18 protein-coding genes are annotated in these 18173 nt (G+C 39.4%); 15 read left to right on the forward strand and 3 right to left on the reverse strand.

Annotated features, from left to right (window positions below; genetic code table 11):
* Positions 1 to 6 precede the first annotated feature (6 nt).
* On the reverse strand, positions 7 to 444 hold the full coding sequence (locus F0342_RS08925; RefSeq protein ID WP_149155612.1) for a hypothetical protein: 438 nt from the start codon (positions 442 to 444) through the stop codon (positions 7 to 9).
* A 439-nt stretch (positions 445 to 883) separates the two neighbouring features.
* Here F0342_RS08925 and F0342_RS08930 point away from each other — a divergent pair, with 439 nt between their 5' ends.
* The 5 genes from F0342_RS08930 (at position 884) to spoVK (ending at position 7335) form a co-directional block, all read left to right on the forward strand.
* Positions 884 to 1921, forward strand: coding sequence for a class I SAM-dependent methyltransferase (locus tag F0342_RS08930; protein WP_149155613.1), 1038 nt, complete (start codon positions 884 to 886; stop codon positions 1919 to 1921).
* 176 nt (positions 1922 to 2097) lie between these two features.
* Positions 2098 to 4482: a penicillin acylase family protein gene (locus tag F0342_RS08935; RefSeq protein WP_395940670.1), complete on the forward strand. Its 2385-nt coding sequence runs from the start codon at positions 2098 to 2100 to the stop codon at positions 4480 to 4482.
* Positions 4483 to 4770: 288 nt separating this feature from the next.
* The gene (miaA, locus tag F0342_RS08940) at positions 4771 to 5730 is read left to right on the forward strand and encodes a tRNA (adenosine(37)-N6)-dimethylallyltransferase MiaA (RefSeq protein ID WP_149155614.1); all 960 of its coding nucleotides are present in this window, start codon (positions 4771 to 4773) and stop codon (positions 5728 to 5730) included.
* 27 nt (positions 5731 to 5757) lie between these two features.
* Positions 5758 to 5994, forward strand: coding sequence for an RNA chaperone Hfq (gene hfq / locus F0342_RS08945; RefSeq protein WP_113968114.1), 237 nt, complete (start codon positions 5758 to 5760; stop codon positions 5992 to 5994).
* Between the two features lie 387 nt (positions 5995 to 6381).
* Entirely contained in the window at positions 6382 to 7335 is a 954-nt protein-coding gene (gene spoVK / locus F0342_RS08950) for a stage V sporulation protein K (RefSeq protein WP_149155615.1), read from the forward strand.
* 72 nt (positions 7336 to 7407) lie between these two features.
* On the opposite strand, the gene F0342_RS08955 is transcribed toward spoVK, so the two are convergent.
* Positions 7408 to 8016, reverse strand: a complete 609-nt coding sequence (locus F0342_RS08955; protein ID WP_149155616.1) for a trimeric intracellular cation channel family protein — start codon at positions 8014 to 8016, stop codon at positions 7408 to 7410.
* Positions 8017 to 8233: 217 nt separating this feature from the next.
* Between F0342_RS08955 and hflX the strand changes: the two genes are divergently transcribed.
* The 4 genes from hflX to glnA all read left to right on the forward strand — a co-directional run bounded on the left by hflX (position 8234) and on the right by glnA (position 12700).
* Positions 8234 to 9475: a GTPase HflX gene (gene hflX / locus F0342_RS08960; protein ID WP_149156064.1), complete on the forward strand. Its 1242-nt coding sequence runs from the start codon at positions 8234 to 8236 to the stop codon at positions 9473 to 9475.
* A gap of 18 nt (positions 9476 to 9493) precedes the next feature.
* A complete protein-coding gene (locus tag F0342_RS08965; RefSeq protein ID WP_149155617.1) occupies positions 9494 to 10771 on the forward strand; it encodes a methionine gamma-lyase family protein in 1278 nt (425 codons plus the stop codon).
* 139 nt (positions 10772 to 10910) lie between these two features.
* Positions 10911 to 11327 (forward strand): MerR family transcriptional regulator, encoded by a 417-nt coding sequence (locus F0342_RS08970; RefSeq protein WP_149155618.1) that lies wholly within the window; start codon positions 10911 to 10913, stop codon positions 11325 to 11327.
* A gap of 38 nt (positions 11328 to 11365) precedes the next feature.
* The gene (gene glnA, locus F0342_RS08975; protein WP_149155619.1) at positions 11366 to 12700 is read left to right on the forward strand and encodes a type I glutamate--ammonia ligase; all 1335 of its coding nucleotides are present in this window, start codon (positions 11366 to 11368) and stop codon (positions 12698 to 12700) included.
* Positions 12701 to 12828: 128 nt separating this feature from the next.
* Here glnA and lexA read toward each other — a convergent pair whose 3' ends face one another.
* Positions 12829 to 13449 carry a transcriptional repressor LexA gene (lexA, locus tag F0342_RS08980; RefSeq protein ID WP_148969243.1) on the reverse strand — a complete coding sequence of 207 codons (621 nt, stop codon included), beginning with the start codon at positions 13447 to 13449 and terminating at the stop codon, positions 12829 to 12831.
* 156 nt (positions 13450 to 13605) lie between these two features.
* On the opposite strand from lexA, the gene yneA reads away from it, so the two are divergent.
* From yneA to F0342_RS09010, 6 genes are all read left to right on the forward strand, one after another.
* Positions 13606 to 13932: a cell division suppressor protein YneA gene (gene yneA / locus F0342_RS08985; RefSeq protein WP_149155620.1), complete on the forward strand. Its 327-nt coding sequence runs from the start codon at positions 13606 to 13608 to the stop codon at positions 13930 to 13932.
* A gap of 11 nt (positions 13933 to 13943) precedes the next feature.
* Positions 13944 to 14594: a YneB family resolvase-like protein gene (locus tag F0342_RS08990; protein WP_149155621.1), complete on the forward strand. Its 651-nt coding sequence runs from the start codon at positions 13944 to 13946 to the stop codon at positions 14592 to 14594.
* A gap of 105 nt (positions 14595 to 14699) precedes the next feature.
* A complete protein-coding gene (locus F0342_RS08995; RefSeq protein ID WP_113968105.1) occupies positions 14700 to 14933 on the forward strand; it encodes a DUF896 domain-containing protein in 234 nt (77 codons plus the stop codon).
* Between the two features lie 185 nt (positions 14934 to 15118).
* Complete coding sequence (gene tkt, locus F0342_RS09000) at positions 15119 to 17122, forward strand: transketolase (protein WP_149155622.1); 2004 nt, start codon at positions 15119 to 15121, stop codon at positions 17120 to 17122.
* Between the two features lie 205 nt (positions 17123 to 17327).
* Positions 17328 to 17765, forward strand: a complete 438-nt coding sequence (sirA, locus tag F0342_RS09005) for a sporulation inhibitor of replication protein SirA (RefSeq protein WP_149155623.1) — start codon at positions 17328 to 17330, stop codon at positions 17763 to 17765.
* A gap of 84 nt (positions 17766 to 17849) precedes the next feature.
* Positions 17850 to 18071: a YneF family protein gene (locus F0342_RS09010; RefSeq protein WP_044337285.1), complete on the forward strand. Its 222-nt coding sequence runs from the start codon at positions 17850 to 17852 to the stop codon at positions 18069 to 18071.
* Positions 18072 to 18173: the final 102 nt, after the last annotated feature.

Raw genomic sequence — 18173 nt, forward strand, 5'->3', positions numbered from 1 at the left:
TAATTATCATCCAGCTGTTGCAATAGCACTAAAGCTTTCAGGACCAACTCGGATTGTCCCTAAAACTGAGGCGCTTATAAATGCACTATATACTAAAGGTCCACTTTCCGGCTTAGGGGCGTTAAAGTTTGCACCAGAAAATGTAACAAGCTGAGGACCCAATACTTCAAGACTCAATTGTTGTTCCGCAGAATATACTGTTGTTAATCCTGATTGTTGTGTACCTCTAACCACAGTGATAGTTACACTAGTTGCAAGTGGAACTAACGGTAACTGCACAGCGACAGTTCCATTGAACTCGACTCTTATCTGTCCAACGGTTGCCTTTGTTACGTCCAATCCAACTATACCAAATAAAGAATCGGTACCTACAAGGATTGGCTCAGATATACTGTTAGCCAAACTTGCATTTTGACTTGTTCTCCCATCTAGAAAAATTCCCATCATCTCACCCCCTTTTTTCTAATCTAATATATGTTATGTAATTCTACTATTTATGACTGTGCTGGTTGATTATAAATGGAAAACTACATCCAATAGTTGTGGGTTTTTAGTATGATTTGAGATCATGCCGTTTTGTGACAACGCTAGCAACTTTTTCGCATCTTCATTTCTTAGAAAATAGTATATATTTTAATGGTATGAATAGTGTATTTATGAAAAATTCATTATTTTAATTGGAGAAGGAACAGGGTGCTAATAAGTGTGGTGCACCTAATGAAATATAATCGCTAAAGGAAATGAGGGTAGCGATTTGTTTACAACAATAATATTATGGTAACTAATAAAATTTTCTGTTTTTAATGAAGGTGTTTTCAAACTTTTCGTTAATTATATAGTAATAGATTGTAAGCGCTTTATTAGGAAGGAGGAAGAGTGAAAAATGATCGAAATTGAAACGTCTGCAAATAATGAAGTGATTCATGAAGAAACATACCTCCAGCCATCTTATCGTGTAGATAAAAGACAGTTCACAGAAAGAGAATTTAATAAATTTGTAAAATTAAGAGGGGTAAGGGATTGGTCGACACTTTCATGGAAAGATGTAGGAAAGCCTTACGAAGTAACGACTTTTGCTAAAGAAAAAAAGGAATGGGAATCAGAAAACGGTAAAGTTCTTCCCGTTCATACTTCATGGGAAATGTTTAATCGCTCCTTTCATGAGTGGTTTGTGAAGGATGTTCCTGCGGAGTTGAATCAGAGCAGAAAACGATTTATAAGCAATGCCTTAAAATTGAATGTGAAAGAAACGGCGGCTACATTGGGTGAGCACCTTCGTCTTCATTTATGGAATTATGTTCACCGGATACAGGACGGGGTGTGGGATCCAAGAGGGAAGCGAGCATTATTTGGTGACCTTGACGCAGTGAAGCCTAGAATCTTATTCCTCGGTGCTGCTGAAGGCTATGAAGCAATGCAGCTTGCAGCGATGTATCCGGGGAGTGAAATTGTTCTCGTCGATTATGACCCATTCTGTAAGGACACCCGTTACAAGGAATTTCCTGACACCTATCCTTTCTTAGGACCTAATCCGGCTACGGGGGCGGATAAAATCTACTATAAAAATGACTTTCCAACAACGTATATTGTAGATGATATACGACACCTATCCTTTGGAAAAGAGTTTGACATTGTACTCAGTGTTGGGCTACTTGAACATTTCCCTGATGAGTATAAATCAGAAGTAGTCGAGTGGCATCGTAAATATTTGAAGCCAAATGGATACATGGTACTTACTACTCCAAGAGCTCAACTCAAATCCAAAATTTATTATGAAGTAATGTCTGATGTGATGAACCACACTTATAGGGAACTCATGACCATTGAACAAATGGGTCTCTATTTATATGAGAATGGAGTGGATATTTTGCAGCATGGTTATATAAAAGTTCATAACGGAATAATTGCAAAAATCCGGTAAGGAAAGAAAGCTTTTGATTGTAATGATATTCAGTCAAAGGCTTTTTATTTATGGCTTAAATTTCTATGAAAATATCTAAGATCACTAATTAGTTGAAGGAATTCCTCTCTTAAAAGGCTAATATTAAAGATATGAACATTTTCAGAAAATTCTTTATATAAACAGGGGGAAAAGGAATGAATGGAGGTATAGAGCTACAACGGGAGAAAAAAAATAAACGACTGAGGATCACTTTGTGGACGGCAGGGTCTCTTCTGTTTATCTTGCTTGGTATTCTGATATTTGTAAACTATTACATTGACAGATCCCTACCCATTACATCGGGTACAATTTCATTAGAGGAGCTATCTGAGGATGTGGAAGTAACAAGAGACAAGGACGGTGTCCCTCATATTCTGGCCCAAAATGAAAAAGATTTATATAGGGCACAAGGATATGTACAAGCGCAAGATCGATTATTCCAAATGGACCTAAGCAGGAGACAGGCCTCAGGACGTTTGAGTGAAGTAGTTGGTGAGAAAGCGGTAGATCGGGACAAATTTTTCCGTACATTTGGGTTGCAGAGGGCAGCGGAAGTATCTTATGCGGCATATCCTGATGATGCTAAGCAGCTTCTGGAGTGGTATGCAGATGGAGTCAACTCCTTTATAAATGAAGCGCAAGAAAAGGGGAAGCTGCCAATTGAATTTACTATCCTTGGTTATAAACCTGAAAAATGGACACCGATCGATTCATTGACCATCGGAAAATATATGGCATTTGATTTAGGAGGACACTGGCAAGGGCAGGCATTCAGATACTGGGCAATGGAGAATTTGCCAAAGGAAAAAGCGTATGATCTGTTCCCTTCATACCCTCAAGACGCTCCTTCCATTCTGTCGGATATTGGAGGAGTAAAGCTTGATATGGAGCAATCATTTGCGAGTGCAGTCATTCCCCCTGAGTTTAATGGAAGCAATAACTGGGTAGTAAGCGGTGAGAAAACAGCAAGTGGGAAACCTCTCCTAGCTGATGATCCCCATCTATCATTAGGAACTCCTTCCATTTGGTATCAGATGCATTTGGAATCACCACAAGTCAATGTCAGTGGTGTCATCTTTGCCGGCATACCGGGAATCATTCTTGGTCATAATGAACAAATTGCTTGGGGGGTTACGAACACAGGACCTGACGTCCAGGACTTATATGTGGAGAAACGAAATGAAGAAGATCCGACCTTATTTCTTTATGATGGTAAATGGGAAATGGCAACAATCATAGAGGAGCCTATTAAAGTGAAGGATGGTGATACTATCCCTTATGAAGTAACCATTACGAGACATGGTCCGGTGATTTCAGAATTTGCTCATCAAAATGAAAGTGGAAAAGTACTATCAATGAGATGGACAGCCCTTGATCCAAGTCTTGAACTTCTTGCAATCGTTAACATTAACAAGGCAAAGGATTGGGATGAATTTGAAGAAGCCTTAAAGGACTTTCACGTTCCTACGCAAAATTTCGTTTTTGCCTCAGCTGATGGAACGATTGCGTATAAGGCAAACGGGAAAATCCCAATTAGAAAAAAAGGGGACGGACTACTGCCTGTTCCCGGGTGGGATCCGGATTATGAGTGGGAAGGTTTTATACCATTCGAAGAACTTCCTAAGGTCGTCAATCCTGAATCCGGCTTCTTGGCAACAGCAAATAATAAAGTAGTTTCAGATGACTATCCATATCACATTAGTCATCACTGGGCTCAGCCATATAGGTTCATGAGAATATCGGAGTATTTAGAAGGGGAAAAGGATCTCACTCTTTCCGAAATGAAAGACCTTCAAATGGATCAGATGAATTTACATGCCCGTGAAATGGTTCCTATTCTTATTGAAGATTTGGAGAACGAGTCATTAACAGCTAAAGAAAAAGAAGCTGTTGAGCTGTTGAAGTCCTGGAACTATAAAGATGATAAAAAATTAGCTGCTCCACTCGTTTTTCATCAATGGATGAACGAAATTTCCACTGGCCTATTTAAAAAGGAAATTCCAAAAGATATGATGAAACTGTTTGAAGGTCGTCAAAGTGTCGTGGATGAACTCGTTCGAAAGGCTCATAACGGAGAGGAGTCTCAGTGGTTTTTGGACAGGGGAGGATACAAGACATTTCTAACAACTTCACTTACCCAAGCATTAGACGAGCTGGAAGAAGCTTATGGCTCTCAAATAGACGTGTGGGAGTGGGGGTTGTATCATAGAGTATATTTTGAACATCCACTATCCGGAGCTTCTTCCGTTTTGAAATGGTTCTTAAATGACAGGGATCCCGAGCCGGTTGGAGGAAGTAGAGTGACGGTTGGAGCTGCGAGTTACAATGAGAGTGGAATCGTCAATCATGGTGCTTCATGGAGATTTGTTATTGATACAGAGAACATGAACAATGGCTATCATATTGTAGGCCCCGGACAAGCGGGTCATTATAAAAGCAAATGGTATCAAAATCAAATGGACGCATGGAAAAACGGTGAATATCATCAAACATCCATTTCAAACCGAGATGGGGATAGGTTAATTTTAAAAGCAGATTAAAGTCTAAAGCAGCTGGTCATTAAAGGTAAAAAAAAGAAAGGTTATTAACATCTATAAACAGCCTGAAGACCCTCTCCAGGCTGTTTATAGTATGAGAGTTTAATATCGATGAGGTTTATCCCTTTTAGAAATGGGTACATTCACTTCTAAGAAGAAGGGAGGAAAATAGCTTCTAATATTGAATATTCATAAAAGAATTGGGTATACTGGCAAGATGTGATTCAACAACATCTATTATTATGGTACGATAATATGTAACGAAACATTTACATAGAAAGCAGTGAACGTATGACAAGAATTGAAAAAGAGAAAGTGATCGTTCTTATTGGTCCGACTGCTGTAGGTAAAACCAATACAAGTATAGAACTTGCCAAGAGGTATAATGGCGAAATCATAAGTGGTGACTCCATGCAGATTTATAAAAAAATGGATATCGGTACCGCGAAAATCACACCTGAAGAGATGGAAGGTGTCCCACATCATCTGCTTGATATTAAAGATCCCAGTGAATCCTTTTCTGTAGCAGAATTTCAGCAACTTGTCCGAAAGAAAATTTCTGAGATTCACTCACGTGGAAAAGTCCCTCTTATAGTAGGGGGAACAGGGCTTTATATTCAGTCGGTATTATACGATTATCAATTCACTGAAACTCCAGGTGATGAAGACTATCGTGAGGATTTAGAAGCAAGCCTTGAGAAAAATGGTTCCGAGTGGCTTCATGATCGATTAGTATCTGTGGATCCCGTATCAGCAGGGAATATACACCGGAATAATACTCGACGAGTCATTCGTGCATTGGAGATCTATCATTGTACTGGCAAGACAATGTCTGAGTATCAACAAGAGCAATCCCAGGAGATGCAGTACGAAGTGGCTTTTATTGGGTTAACCATGGATCGGGAAAAACTTTATGGAAGAATAAACCTTCGTGTTGATCTGATGATGAAACAAGGTTTATTAGAAGAAGTAAAAGAATTATACGATGAAGGAATAAGAAATGTTCAGTCTGTTCAAGCCATTGGGTACAAAGAACTTTACGATTACTTTGATGGCACAGTCAGCTTGGAACGGGCAATAGAAAGCCTAAAGCAAAATTCAAGAAGATATGCAAAGCGCCAACTTACATGGTTCAGAAATAAAATGGATGTTACCTGGTTCGATATGACAAATGAGAGTCAGCGCACCAAAAATATTGAGGATATTTCAGAATTTATTGCAGGAAAGCTACAGTTAAAGTCGAATAAGTAATGTAGAGATAGAAGAGGAGGACTAACCATGAAACAATCCATTAATATCCAAGATCAATTCCTTAATCAATTGAGAAAAGAGAGTTCACTATGTACGGTATTTTTATTGAATGGATTCCAAATCCGTGGACAAGTGAAAGGTTTTGATAACTTTACAGTGCTGTTTGAATGCGAAGGAAAACAGCAGCTTGTATATAAGCATGCCATTTCAACATTCGCTCCACAGCGTAATGTCCAAATAAATTTTGAAGAACAAAGCAATTAATATTAAAAACTGCGAAAGCTGCCTCAATGGGCAGCTTTTTTTGTAGTCTTTATCAGTATGATTTATCATACTGATAATGTATCTGATTCAGGATTGCAAGAATTAATTAATGAAACGAAAAGTAATTGAATAGGATGATAAGAGAGGCTTTTTTTATGTCCCTCACTTATAATGTCCCAATTTAGTTTTCAATAGTTAATGAATATGCTGAACCGTTATGAAAAATAAACGAAGCAAAACACTCCGTATTTCTTTTTATTTCTCGGGAAAGCGCAGGAATAGACGGAATTCTTCTAATTTGTCGAAAAAACCAGGTGAAATATAGGCGTTTGTCACCCTAAAATCTTCAGGAGCGTATACTGTCTTAAGAATGGTGAGGTGAATCCATTGGATCAACCAATGAGAATGAAAAATAATGGTCAAATCAGCATTGTATTGAATTCTCAAAAACGGAGTTCAGTAAAAGATACGTTAAGGCATGATTCCGTTCCTCAGTCGCTCCCTCAAGAGCATGTCGCGTTAAAAGAAATAGAAGAAGAACTTGGATCTCTAGTCGGAATGGAAGAAATGAAGAAAATGGTGAAAGAAATCTATGCTTGGATATATGTTAATAAGAAACGGGAAACAATCGGGTTGAAAGCGGGAAAACAAGCCCTTCATATGATGTTCAAAGGAAATCCCGGTACAGGAAAGACTACTGTCGCAAGGATTATTGGAAAACTATTCTTGAAAATGAATGTACTTTCTAAAGGACATTTAATTGAAGCAGAGAGAGCTGATCTGGTTGGTGAATATATTGGTCACACAGCTCAGAAAACAAGAGACCTTGTCAAAAAAGCCTTAGGAGGAATTTTGTTTATCGATGAAGCGTATTCACTAGGCAGAGGAGGAGAGAAGGATTTCGGGAAAGAAGCCATTGATACACTTGTCAAACATATGGAAGATAAGCAGCATGAATTCATCTTGATCCTGGCTGGATACTCGAGGGAAATGGATCACTTTCTTACCTTGAATCCCGGCCTCCAATCACGATTTCCTCTCGTATTTCACTTTCCTGATTATTCAGTTGATCAGCTGATGGAAATCGGCAGAAGGATGTTAGAAGATAAAGAATATTTATTAAGTCATGATGCAGAAAGAAAGATTCGGGAACATCTTCACTCAGCAAAAAATAATCTATCTCCTATGGCATTTTCAAATGGCAGGTATGTACGAAATGTTTTAGAGAAGTCAATTCGTGCTCAGGCCATGCGGCTGCTAATGGAAAATTGTTATGATCGACATGATTTATTAACCATCCGCAGCAATGATTTAGTGTTTAACAAAGGGTCATCTGAATGACTATACTTAGTAAACATCTAGTATTATAAAAATCTATGAAAAAATGCATTCATAAGTGAATGCATTTTTTCATTATACATGTGCTCGTAAACTCCTATTCGGTAACCTCCATTTATATAAATAGGATAGAACACGTAATGTTGTTGTGATCACGAATAAAGAGTAGAGTTCAAATGCTGAATGGACTATCCCGAGCCCGATTGCTGCTCCACACAGGACTGCCCACACAGCATAAATTTCTGAACGAAGCACTAATGGTTTACGACCGGCAAGGAGATCACGAATGATTCCACCCCCGCTCCCTGTCAGCACAGCTGCTACAATAATAGCGCTTATTGGATGATTCATTTCAGAAGCATACAGTGCTCCTTGGATAGCAAAAGCTGAAAGACCTATGGCATCAAAGAAATTCCCCCATTTTCTCCAGTGTTTAAGGAGATTATTAGGGAAAAGAAAGACAGCTGTTATTGAAAGCAGGGCAATCTGAAACAACATGCCTTGCTCCCATAGAGCGGAAACAGGGACGCCAATCAGTAAATTCCGAATAGCCCCTCCACCGAATGCTGTGACAATTCCTAATATATATACACCGAGGATATCGTATTCCTCTTCCATGGCAATGATAGCTCCTGAAATAGCAAAAGCAATGGTACCTATAATACTCAAAACTTCCCACGTCATACACATTCCTCCTAACCCTATTACAATATGCTACATGCCATTATGTAGATTCTTGAATGAGTGTGATTTCGTAAATTCAAACATACTGATTTTAACACGTCTGCACTTAATTGCAACCACTTTTCACTGCTTTTAACATAGAGTTTACGAGACGGATTTGTTATGATGAAGATGAATATGATATGTACAGAAAGAAGGATGTTTATTGAAGAGTGAAATGAAGGAAAAAGTCATTCTGGTTGGGTGTCAACTGGAAGAAGATGACTTGCGTTTTCAATATAGTTTAGCGGAGCTTGAAGAACTGACTCAAACCGCTCATGGTCAAGTCGTCGCTGCTCTCACTCAAAAAAGGGACCGAGTTCATCCTGGCACTTATATCGGGAAAGGAAAAGTAGAAGAGCTGGTCCTGTTGGAAGAACAATTTGAACCGGATATCATCATATTTAATGATGAACTATCTCCGAGTCAATTGCGAAACTTATCGAAAGATTTACATGCAAGGGTGATCGATCGAACTCAACTGATCCTGGATATTTTCGCTGGGCGCGCCCGTTCAAGAGAAGGGAAATTACAAGTAGAGCTTGCACAACTTCAATACTTACTTCCAAGATTAATCGGACAGGGAGCATCTCTCTCCAGATTGGGAGGAGGGATTGGTACAAGAGGACCTGGTGAGACAAAACTCGAAAGTGATCGTCGTCACATTCATCGCAGAATTGATGATATTAAGAAACAATTACAAACCATTGTTGAGCATAGAGAAAGGTATCGTGAACGAAGAAAGCGTAACAAAGCATTTCAAATTGCACTGGTAGGTTATACAAACGCTGGGAAATCGACTTTGTTTAATCGAATTTCATTAGCAGATTCTTATGAAGAGAATCAACTTTTCGCTACATTGGACCCGATGACAAGAAAAATGCCCTTGCCCAGTGGGTACTCAACATTACTTACGGATACTGTCGGATTTATTCAGGATCTCCCTACTACATTAGTAGCGGCATTTCGTTCTACCCTGGAAGAGGTGAAGGAAGCGGACCTGCTTCTACATATAGTGGATAGTTCAAATCCAGATTACAGTCAGCATGAAAAGACCGTTCAGTCATTATTGGAAGACTTAGATATGAACGGACTTCCTCAGTTAACGGTATACAACAAGCGGGATGTGGTGGACCCTGACTTTGTTCCGGGTAGTGAATGGGATCATATCATGATCAGTGCCTTGAACGAAGAAGATCGAGGTCAGCTTTTATTAAGAATAGAAGAAATCGTGAAAAATTATATGACATCTTATCATGTGTACATCCCAGCAAGTGAAGGGAAGCTCCTTTCACAATTAAAAAATGATACGATCTTAAGAAAATTAGAATTTTTAGAAGAAATCCAGGTTTACGAATTGACGGGCTATCACCTGGAAGATCATCCAATCGCAGGCACCATCAAGAAATTTCAAAGGTAGAAGGGAAACAAAAACCTCATGTTTGAACAATTAGTGCACGGAAACACTCTAAAACCATTGGTAACAAAAGTTGAAGCAAGCATTAAAGATATACACAATCAAATTGAAGAACGAGCTGAAAATAACCAGTTCAGTGTGCTTAGATCTTTTCAAAAGCACCGTGTAAGCGATTCTCACTTCATACCTTCAACTGGTTATGGGTATGACGATGCAGGAAGAGACACATTAGAAAGTATTTATGCCGATGTATTCGGAGGAGAAGCAGGACTAGTGCGACCTCAGATTATTTCAGGTACTCATGCGATCTCCATCGCCTTATTTGGTGTACTTAGACCTGGGGATGAACTAGTGTATATAACGGGAAAACCTTATGATACACTTGAAGAAATTGTTGGGATTCGCGGGGGAGGAACCGGGTCACTGAAAGACTTTCAAATTGGTTATCAAAGTGTAGATTTACTTGAGTCTGGAAAGGTCGATTTTGAAGGGGTTGCAAAAACGATTTCTTCCAAAACAAAAATGGTGGGGATTCAGCGATCTAAAGGATATGCTAATCGACCTTCCTTTACTATAGAAGAAATCAAAGAAATGATTGATTTTGTTAAAGAGATCAACCCTGAAATGGTCGTCTTCGTAGACAACTGCTACGGAGAATTTGTAGAAGAGAGTGAGCCTTGCCACGTCGGAGCAGACTTAATGGCAGGCTCCCTTATCAAAAATCCTGGTGGGGGCCTTGCTAAAACCGGGGGCTACATTGTAGGAAAGAAAGAACACGTTGACGCATGTTCATATCGAATGACCTCCCCTGGAATAGGGGCAGAGGCGGGTGCATCTCTATATAGCTTGCAAGAAATGTATCAAGGCTTCTTTTTGGCACCCCATGTGGTGGCACAATCATTAAAGGGGGCCGTCTTCACATCGGCGTTCTTAACGGAACTTGGCATGAATACAAATCCAAGTCCCCATGCAAAGCGAACAGATTTAATCCAGTCTGTGCAGTTCGATGACAGAGATAAGATGGTCGCATTTTGTCAGGCAATCCAGTTTGCATCACCTATAAATTCTCATTTTACTCCATATCCGGACTATATGCCCGGCTATGAGGATGATGTCATAATGGCGGCAGGAACATTCATTCAAGGTTCCAGCATTGAATTATCTGCAGACGGTCCGATAAGACCACCTTATGTGGCATATGTTCAGGGGGGATTAACTTACGCCCACGTGAAAATTGCCGTTTGCTCAGCAGTAGATAATTTGATTGAAAAAGGTTTAATCACTGTGACTAAAGGATAATAAAGTAGTAAATGGATAGTCTAAATCTGACTATCCTTTTCTTCTGAATTCTTATGTAAGAAAATCTAACATTTGATTGACAGAACTCCTAACATTACATATAATAAAGTCAAGAAGGAAAACAAAAGGGGGAATCAAGATGAGCGGAAGTGAAATTCGTCGAACGATGGCATTATTCCCAATTAGTATTGTCATGCAGCTCACGGACCTAACAGCTCGTCAGATTCGATACTATGAAGAGCACCAATTGATCAGCCCTGCACGTACTGAGGGGAATCGTAGGCTCTTTTCCTTGAATGACATTGATAAGTTATTGGAAGTAAAGGATTTGTTAGATCAAGGCATCAACATGGCTGGGATTAGGAAGATTTTTGCGGTATCCAGTCATAATGAAAGTAAAGTAGTATCTGACGTAAGTAATGAAAAGGAAGAAAAAGCACGACAGGATTTATCCGATGACGAGCTGCGTAAATTACTTCGAAATGAATTGATGCATTCCGGTCGATTTACTAAAGCATCTTTGCGTCAAGGTGACATGTCTCGCTTTTTTCATTAAATAAAAACCTTTAATAAACTTGAGGAGGAAACACGTAAATGGCAAAGTATACTAGAGAAGATGTTTTAAGATTAGCGAATGAAGAAGGTGTAAAGTTCATCCGACTGCAATTCACTGACATTCTGGGAACGATTAAGAACGTAGAAATCCCTCTTAGTCAGCTTGAGAAGGCATTAGATAACAAGATGATGTTTGACGGATCTTCAATTGAAGGATTTGTTCGAATTGAAGAATCAGATATGTACCTATTCCCTGATATAGACACTTGGTTAGTATTCCCATGGACAGCTGAAAAAGGAAAAGTAGCCCGACTGATCTGTGATATCTACAATCCAGATGGTACTCCATTCGAAGGAGATCCGCGGAACAATTTAAAGCGCATCTTAAGTCAAATGGAAGAGCTAGGGTTTACTGACTTCAATCTTGGACCTGAGCCAGAATTCTTCCTTTTTAAATTAGACGTAAATGGTGAGCCGACATTAGAATTAAACGATAACGGTGGCTATTTCGATTTAGCTCCTACAGATTTAGGTGAGAACTGCCGTCGTGATATCGCATTAGAACTAGAAGAAATGGGCTTTGAAATCGAAGCATCTCACCACGAAGTTGCCCCTGGTCAACATGAGATCGACTTTAAATATGCAAGTGCATTAAGAGCATGTGATGATATCCAAACATTTAAACTAGTGGTTAAAACGATTGCACGTAAGCATGGATTACACGCAACATTCATGCCTAAGCCTCTATTTGGTGTAAATGGATCAGGAATGCACTGTAACATGTCCCTATTCAAAAATGGGGAAAACTCTTTCTTCGATGAAAAGGGAGATCTGCAATTAAGCGATACTGCTCGTCAATTCCTTGCAGGTATCATTAAACATGCAACTGACTTTACAGCGATCACGAATCCGACTGTAAACTCATACAAGCGTTTAGTACCAGGATATGAAGCACCTTGTTATGTTGCATGGTCTGCTCGTAACCGCAGCCCGTTAATCCGTATCCCTGCTTCTCGTGGATTAAGCACACGTGTTGAAGTCCGTAGTGTTGACCCGGCAGCTAACCCATACCTGGCGATGGCTGTATTACTGGCAGCTGGATTAGATGGAATCAAAAATAACCTTCCAGCTCCTAAGCCAATCGACCGTAACATTTATGTTATGGACAAAAAAGAGCGTGAAGAAGCGGGAATCGTAGATCTTCCAGCAACATTACACGCTGCATTAGAAAACCTTAAAACAAATGAAGTAATCGTTAAATCTCTTGGAGAACACATCTTCGAACATTTCGTAGAAGCGAAAGAGATCGAATGGGATATGTTCCGCACACAAGTTCATCCATGGGAGCGCGAGCAATACATTCAAATGTATTAATCCATGAAAATTGCTATTAATTAAAAGCAGTGAGTGGTAGCGAAAATGCTACCACCCACTGCTTTTTTTAGGACCTTCAAAAGTATAGATAAAATTAAGCCGCTATTATAAATAGCGGCTTAAACATATTAATGTACTTGACGATAAACTCCGACAACTTTTCCTAAAATGGATACATTTCGTAAAATGATCGGAGCCATAGTTGAATTCTCTGGTTGTAATCGAACATAATCCTTTTCTTTAAAGAAGCGTTTTACAGTCGCTTCATCTTCCTCTGTCATCGCTACGACGATGTCTCCATTATTTGCTGTTTGCTGCTGACGCACGATAACAAAATCCCCATCCAAGATCCCGGCTTCTATCATACTGTCACCCATGATTTCCAGCATGAAGACCTGTTCATCTGAAGGTGCCATACGCTCAGGCAGTGGGAAGAATTCCTCGACATTCTCCACAGCCGTAATGGGTTGACCGGCTGTAACCTTACCGATTAAAGGAACGTTCACAACCCGCTGACGCGGAATCGTATCCTCTTCAAGATTTAAGATTTCGATGGCTCTTGGTTTTGTGGGATCTCTGCGAATAAGACCTTTGCTCTCTAACCTGGCCAGATGTCCGTGTACGGTAGAACTAGAAGCAAGACCAACGGCTTCCCCGATTTCCCGTACGGAAGGTGGATACCCTTTTTCTCTTACTGCAATTTTAATATATTCTAGTATGTCTTGCTGTCTTTTAGACAATTTTGTCATGTTCACGCACCTCTATTATAGATCTTATGTTCCCATTATAGCATGTCTTTCCAGCTGGTACAAACATAAGTTCGAATTTCTGTTGACTCCAAACGAGTGTTCGTATTACAATAAATATAACAAAAACAGAACAAACATTCGTATGGAGGTATTTTTATGTTAACTCACATTTGGAATCGTTTCTCTTACATTATAATATTATTTGTTTTAGCGCTTTTATCTGCAGCCTATTTGCTATTATTTATGGCAAACCAGCCGTCATATCAAAGCATCACCGTTCAGGATGGGGACACACTTTGGACTATTGCCAAACAGTACAATGAAGAATATTCTATGACTGTGGAAGAATTTATCGCTTGGGTAGGAGAGGAAAACAATCTCACATCTTTCTCAATCAAACCCGGTGAATCACTTGTGTTACCTATAGAAAATCCAACATTATCCACCCATTCAGACTATGAATTGGTAATGAACGAAGAATAGAGGGATAGAAGATGAAGGCAGTAATTTACTGCAGAGTCAGTACAAAGAAAGATACACAGGAAACATCTTTGGAACGTCAAGAAGAGGAATTAGCGAAATTAGCAAAAGAACACCAATACGAAGTGTTTGCTATCATTAAAGATCAAGCGAGCGGTTTTGAATTAGATCGCCCTGGTGTTCTTGAACTTCTTGATTTGATTAAAGATGAGTCGATTGGGGCTGTTCTCATACAGGACGAAACAAGAATTGGCAGAGGGAATGCCAAGATTGCTCTCATTCATTGTTTATTAAAAGAGGAAGTCAAGATCATCAGTCAAACACATAGTGGGGAGCTTCACTTATCTGAATCAGATTCTATGGTGATTAATATCGTAAGCATGGTTGAGGAGTATCAAAGGAAACTCCATAATTTAAAAATCAGACGAGGGATGAAAAGGGCAGTGGAAAATGGTTTTCAACCTCATAAAAATCTGAAAAATAAAGGGAATGCAGATGGAAGGGAGCGGATTGAAGTACCCGTTGAGGAAATTGTCAGGTTAAGAAAGAACGAACTGACATTTGCTGAAATTGCAGCCACTTTAAGAGGGTTTGGGTATGATGTCTCCAAAGCTACCGTACATAGGCGTTTTAAAGAATATATGTCTTCGTTGGAAAATGCGTAACTCTTGTTTTATCTCCTTTAATCTAGTAACATGACGATAGTATTAAGCTTAACTATTAGTTGTATATTAGATTTTGCTGATTATGCAATAAAGGAGTTTTTATAGATGCTTTCAAAAACAAAGATGAATCGAATCAATGAACTTGCCAAGAAGTCTAAAAGTAGCGGACTAACCGAACAAGAAGCAAAAGAGCAGTCCAAGTTGAGAAAAGAATACCTGGAAACGTTTCGTCAATCGATGAAAGGGACCATTGAAAATACCAGAATCTTTGATCCGGAAGGTAATGAAGTGACGCCTAAGAAGATTCAGGATATACAAACTAAAAAGAAAATGCATTAATTTAATGAACTGTCCGGTCTATTTTATTTGGACCGGGCAGTTTTTTTCATTCCCCCCCCTTATGTTTTCATAAGGGTTTTTATTTTCAAGGACTATAAAGTCATGTTATCATTCAAGATAGTTGTATAAACTATCAAAGAAGATTAATATTAATAAGGTACATTAAAAGGAAGGATGTCTGACATATGTTTGATAACACAGATCAATTAGCAATTAATACAATCCGTACACTATCCATCGATGCAATTGAAAAAGCAGGTTCTGGACACCCCGGAATGCCTATGGGAGCAGCTCCGATGGCGTATGCACTTTGGACAAGATTCATGAATCATAATCCGAAAAATCCTGAGTGGTTTAACCGGGATCGCTTCGTTTTATCCGCTGGTCATGGATCAATGCTATTATATAGCCTTCTTCATTTATCGGGTTATGACGTTTCAATGGAAGATCTTAAAGAATTCCGTCAATGGGGAAGTAAAACACCGGGTCACCCGGAATACAAACATACACCAGGTGTTGAAGCTACGACTGGACCACTTGGCCAAGGAATCGGTATGGCAGTCGGTATGGCATTAGCTGAAAGGCACCTAGCTTCTACATACAATAAGGATCAATACGATATGGTAGACCATTTTACATATTCTATTTGTGGAGATGGAGACTTAATGGAGGGGGTTGCCTCTGAAGCAGCATCATTAGCAGCTCACTTGAAATTAGGTCGACTTGTAGTTCTCTATGATTCAAATGATATTTCACTTGATGGAGAATTAGACAAATCTTTCTCTGAAAGTGTGAAAGGCCGCTTTGAATCCTATGGTTGGCAATATATTCGTGTTGAAGACGGGAATGACCTTGATGAAATTTCCAAAGCAATCGAAGAGGCTCAAGGTGATACTAGCCGTCCAACTATGATCGAAGTTAAGACAGTCATCGGATACGGAGCTCCAAATAAATCAGGGAAATCCGCTGTGCACGGTGCTCCACTTGGTGAAGACGAAATGAAGCTTACGAAAGAAGCTTATCAATGGACTTTTGAGCAGGATTTTCATGTACCTGAGGAAGTTTACAGCAGATTCGAGGAAAAAATCCAACAAGAAGGTTCTGAAAAAGAAGAAGCTTGGGCTGACTTATTCATAAAATATAAAGAGGAGCATCCAAAGCTTGCTGTCCAATTAGAAGCAGCAATCAAAGGCGGTCTTCCAGAAGGATGGGATCAAGATATCCCGGTATATGAAGAAGGAAAAGCACTAGCAAGCAGAGCTTCCTCCGGTGAAGTGTTAAATGCGATTGCAAAGAATCTTCCTTCCTTCATTGGTGGATCAGCTGACTTAGCCGGATCTAACAAGACGATGATTAAAGATGAAGCAGACTTTACTCATGAATCGTATGAAGGTCGTAATATCTGGTTCGGTGTTCGTGAGTTCGGTATGGGTGCAGCTATGAATGGTATGGCTCTTCACGGCGGTCTGCACGTATTCGGAGGAACATTCTTCGTATTCAGTGACTATTTAAGACCCGCTATCCGCTTAGCAGCTCTAATGGGCTTACCTGTGACATATGTATTCACTCATGATAGTATTGCCGTCGGAGAAGATGGACCTACACATGAACCTGTAGAACAGCTCGCTTCGCTTCGTGCCATGCCTAACCTTTCTGTCATCCGCCCTGGTGACGGAAATGAAGTTGCTGCAGCCTGGAAATTATCCTTAGAGTCTAAGGATCAGCCTACGATGTTAGTTCTATCGCGTCAGGACCTCCCAACTCTTAAAGGTACTGCAGATAAAGCATATAACGGCGTAAACAGAGGTGCATATGTGGTATCTGCTTCAGGCAAGGAACAGCCTGATGCCTTACTGATTGCAACTGGTTCTGAAGTGCATTTAGCAGTAGACGCTCAAAAAGCACTTGAAAAAGAGGGAATCAGTGTATCTGTCGTAAGTATGCCATCTTGGGATCGCTTTGAGAAACAATCAAAAGAATACAAAGAATCTATTCTGCCTAAGAGTGTGAAAAAACGTCTTGCTATCGAAATGGGATCTCCAATGGGTTGGGATCGCTATGTAGGAGACGAAGGCGACATTTTAGCTATTGATGGATATGGTGCATCTGCTCCTGGAGCAAGAGTCATGGAAGAGTACGGCTTTACATCAGACAATGTAGTTTCAAGAATCAAAGCATTGATTCAGTAATAAATTAAAGACATGAAAGGTCGACTCCTTAATACTCTTAAAGGAGTCGACCTTTTTTTCCTAAATATTACAACTTGAGAAAATCACCGATATTTTGAGTTAACTTGCCCTTCGACAAAACTAGTGTAGATTTTCAACAATTTCCGACAATGACTCCTTTCTAGTTGATTTATACTATATGAAAGAAAGGTAGGAGGGTGTAAAGGTGCGAAACTATCAAATCTATTGGATTGAAGAAATGTTTGTTCAGCACTATTATGGTCGGGAAAGAATATTCTATCAGCTGTTTTCCGAATGGGAAGCAAGTTCAGGGGAGCTTCACGATATCATCTCGAAACAAGTAAATTACATTACTAGGCCAATTCCATACCTTCCTACACAAAGACTCCTGCAGCACGAGATCATTAAAATTGAAGGAGCGACTTGGGTTGATTCTGTTGCAACGATTGAAAGGATTGATTCAGGTGCTACACTTGTTCTCAATGAAAAATGGATGACGCTCAATGCTTGGGGGCACGATGAATCTGAATATGTCTTTTTTGAAATCCTGCGCAGAAATATGGGCCAGCTGCTCGCGATTGATATCCAAAATGAACGTTTTGGGTGGTTAAAACCGATAAAACAAAGAAAATTTATATATTAATAAGAAATTATGACAGAAATATTGTATAATGTTTCATGGTTTAGTACACTTTTATAAGGACAACATGAAGGAGGAAGTAAGAGTATGTCAACGACTGGGTTACTTATTCTAGTTGGAGTTCTAGCATTACTTGCTGGAGTTGCACTAGGATTTTTCATTGCTCGTAAATATATGATGAGCTATCTTAAGAAAAATCCACCAATTAACGAGCAAATGTTACGCATGATGATGATGCAAATGGGTCAAAAACCTTCCCAAAAGAAAATCAATCAAATGATGAATGCAATGAATAAGAACATGAAGTAATAGATAGAAGCACTCAGGTGATGAGTGCTTTTTCTATTTGTGACTATACTACTTACGATAATGCGCTTATAACCCGTTCTTTCGTAATTTAGGCTAAAATGA

Source organism: Bacillus sp. CH30_1T (genome assembly GCF_008364765.1).
Lineage (GTDB): Bacteria > Bacillota > Bacilli > Bacillales > Bacillaceae_B > Rossellomorea.

Coding starts and splice junctions, on each gene's coding strand:
- F0342_RS08925 (WP_149155612.1), bottom strand. CDS start 444: ATGGGAATTTTTCTAGATGGGAGAACAAGTCAAAATGCAAGTTTGGCT.
- F0342_RS08930 (WP_149155613.1), top strand. CDS start 884: ATGATCGAAATTGAAACGTCTGCAAATAATGAAGTGATTCATGAAGAA.
- F0342_RS08935 (WP_395940670.1), top strand. CDS start 2,098: ATGAATGGAGGTATAGAGCTACAACGGGAGAAAAAAAATAAACGACTG.
- miaA (WP_149155614.1), top strand. CDS start 4,771: ATGACAAGAATTGAAAAAGAGAAAGTGATCGTTCTTATTGGTCCGACT.
- hfq (WP_113968114.1), top strand. CDS start 5,758: ATGAAACAATCCATTAATATCCAAGATCAATTCCTTAATCAATTGAGA.
- F0342_RS08955 (WP_149155616.1), bottom strand. CDS start 8,016: ATGACGTGGGAAGTTTTGAGTATTATAGGTACCATTGCTTTTGCTATT.
- hflX (WP_149156064.1), top strand. CDS start 8,234: ATGAAGGAAAAAGTCATTCTGGTTGGGTGTCAACTGGAAGAAGATGAC.
- F0342_RS08965 (WP_149155617.1), top strand. CDS start 9,494: ATGTTTGAACAATTAGTGCACGGAAACACTCTAAAACCATTGGTAACA.
- F0342_RS08970 (WP_149155618.1), top strand. CDS start 10,911: ATGAGCGGAAGTGAAATTCGTCGAACGATGGCATTATTCCCAATTAGT.
- glnA (WP_149155619.1), top strand. CDS start 11,366: ATGGCAAAGTATACTAGAGAAGATGTTTTAAGATTAGCGAATGAAGAA.
- lexA (WP_148969243.1), bottom strand. CDS start 13,449: ATGACAAAATTGTCTAAAAGACAGCAAGACATACTAGAATATATTAAA.
- yneA (WP_149155620.1), top strand. CDS start 13,606: ATGTTAACTCACATTTGGAATCGTTTCTCTTACATTATAATATTATTT.
- F0342_RS08990 (WP_149155621.1), top strand. CDS start 13,944: ATGAAGGCAGTAATTTACTGCAGAGTCAGTACAAAGAAAGATACACAG.
- F0342_RS08995 (WP_113968105.1), top strand. CDS start 14,700: ATGCTTTCAAAAACAAAGATGAATCGAATCAATGAACTTGCCAAGAAG.
- tkt (WP_149155622.1), top strand. CDS start 15,119: ATGTTTGATAACACAGATCAATTAGCAATTAATACAATCCGTACACTA.
- F0342_RS09010 (WP_044337285.1), top strand. CDS start 17,850: ATGTCAACGACTGGGTTACTTATTCTAGTTGGAGTTCTAGCATTACTT.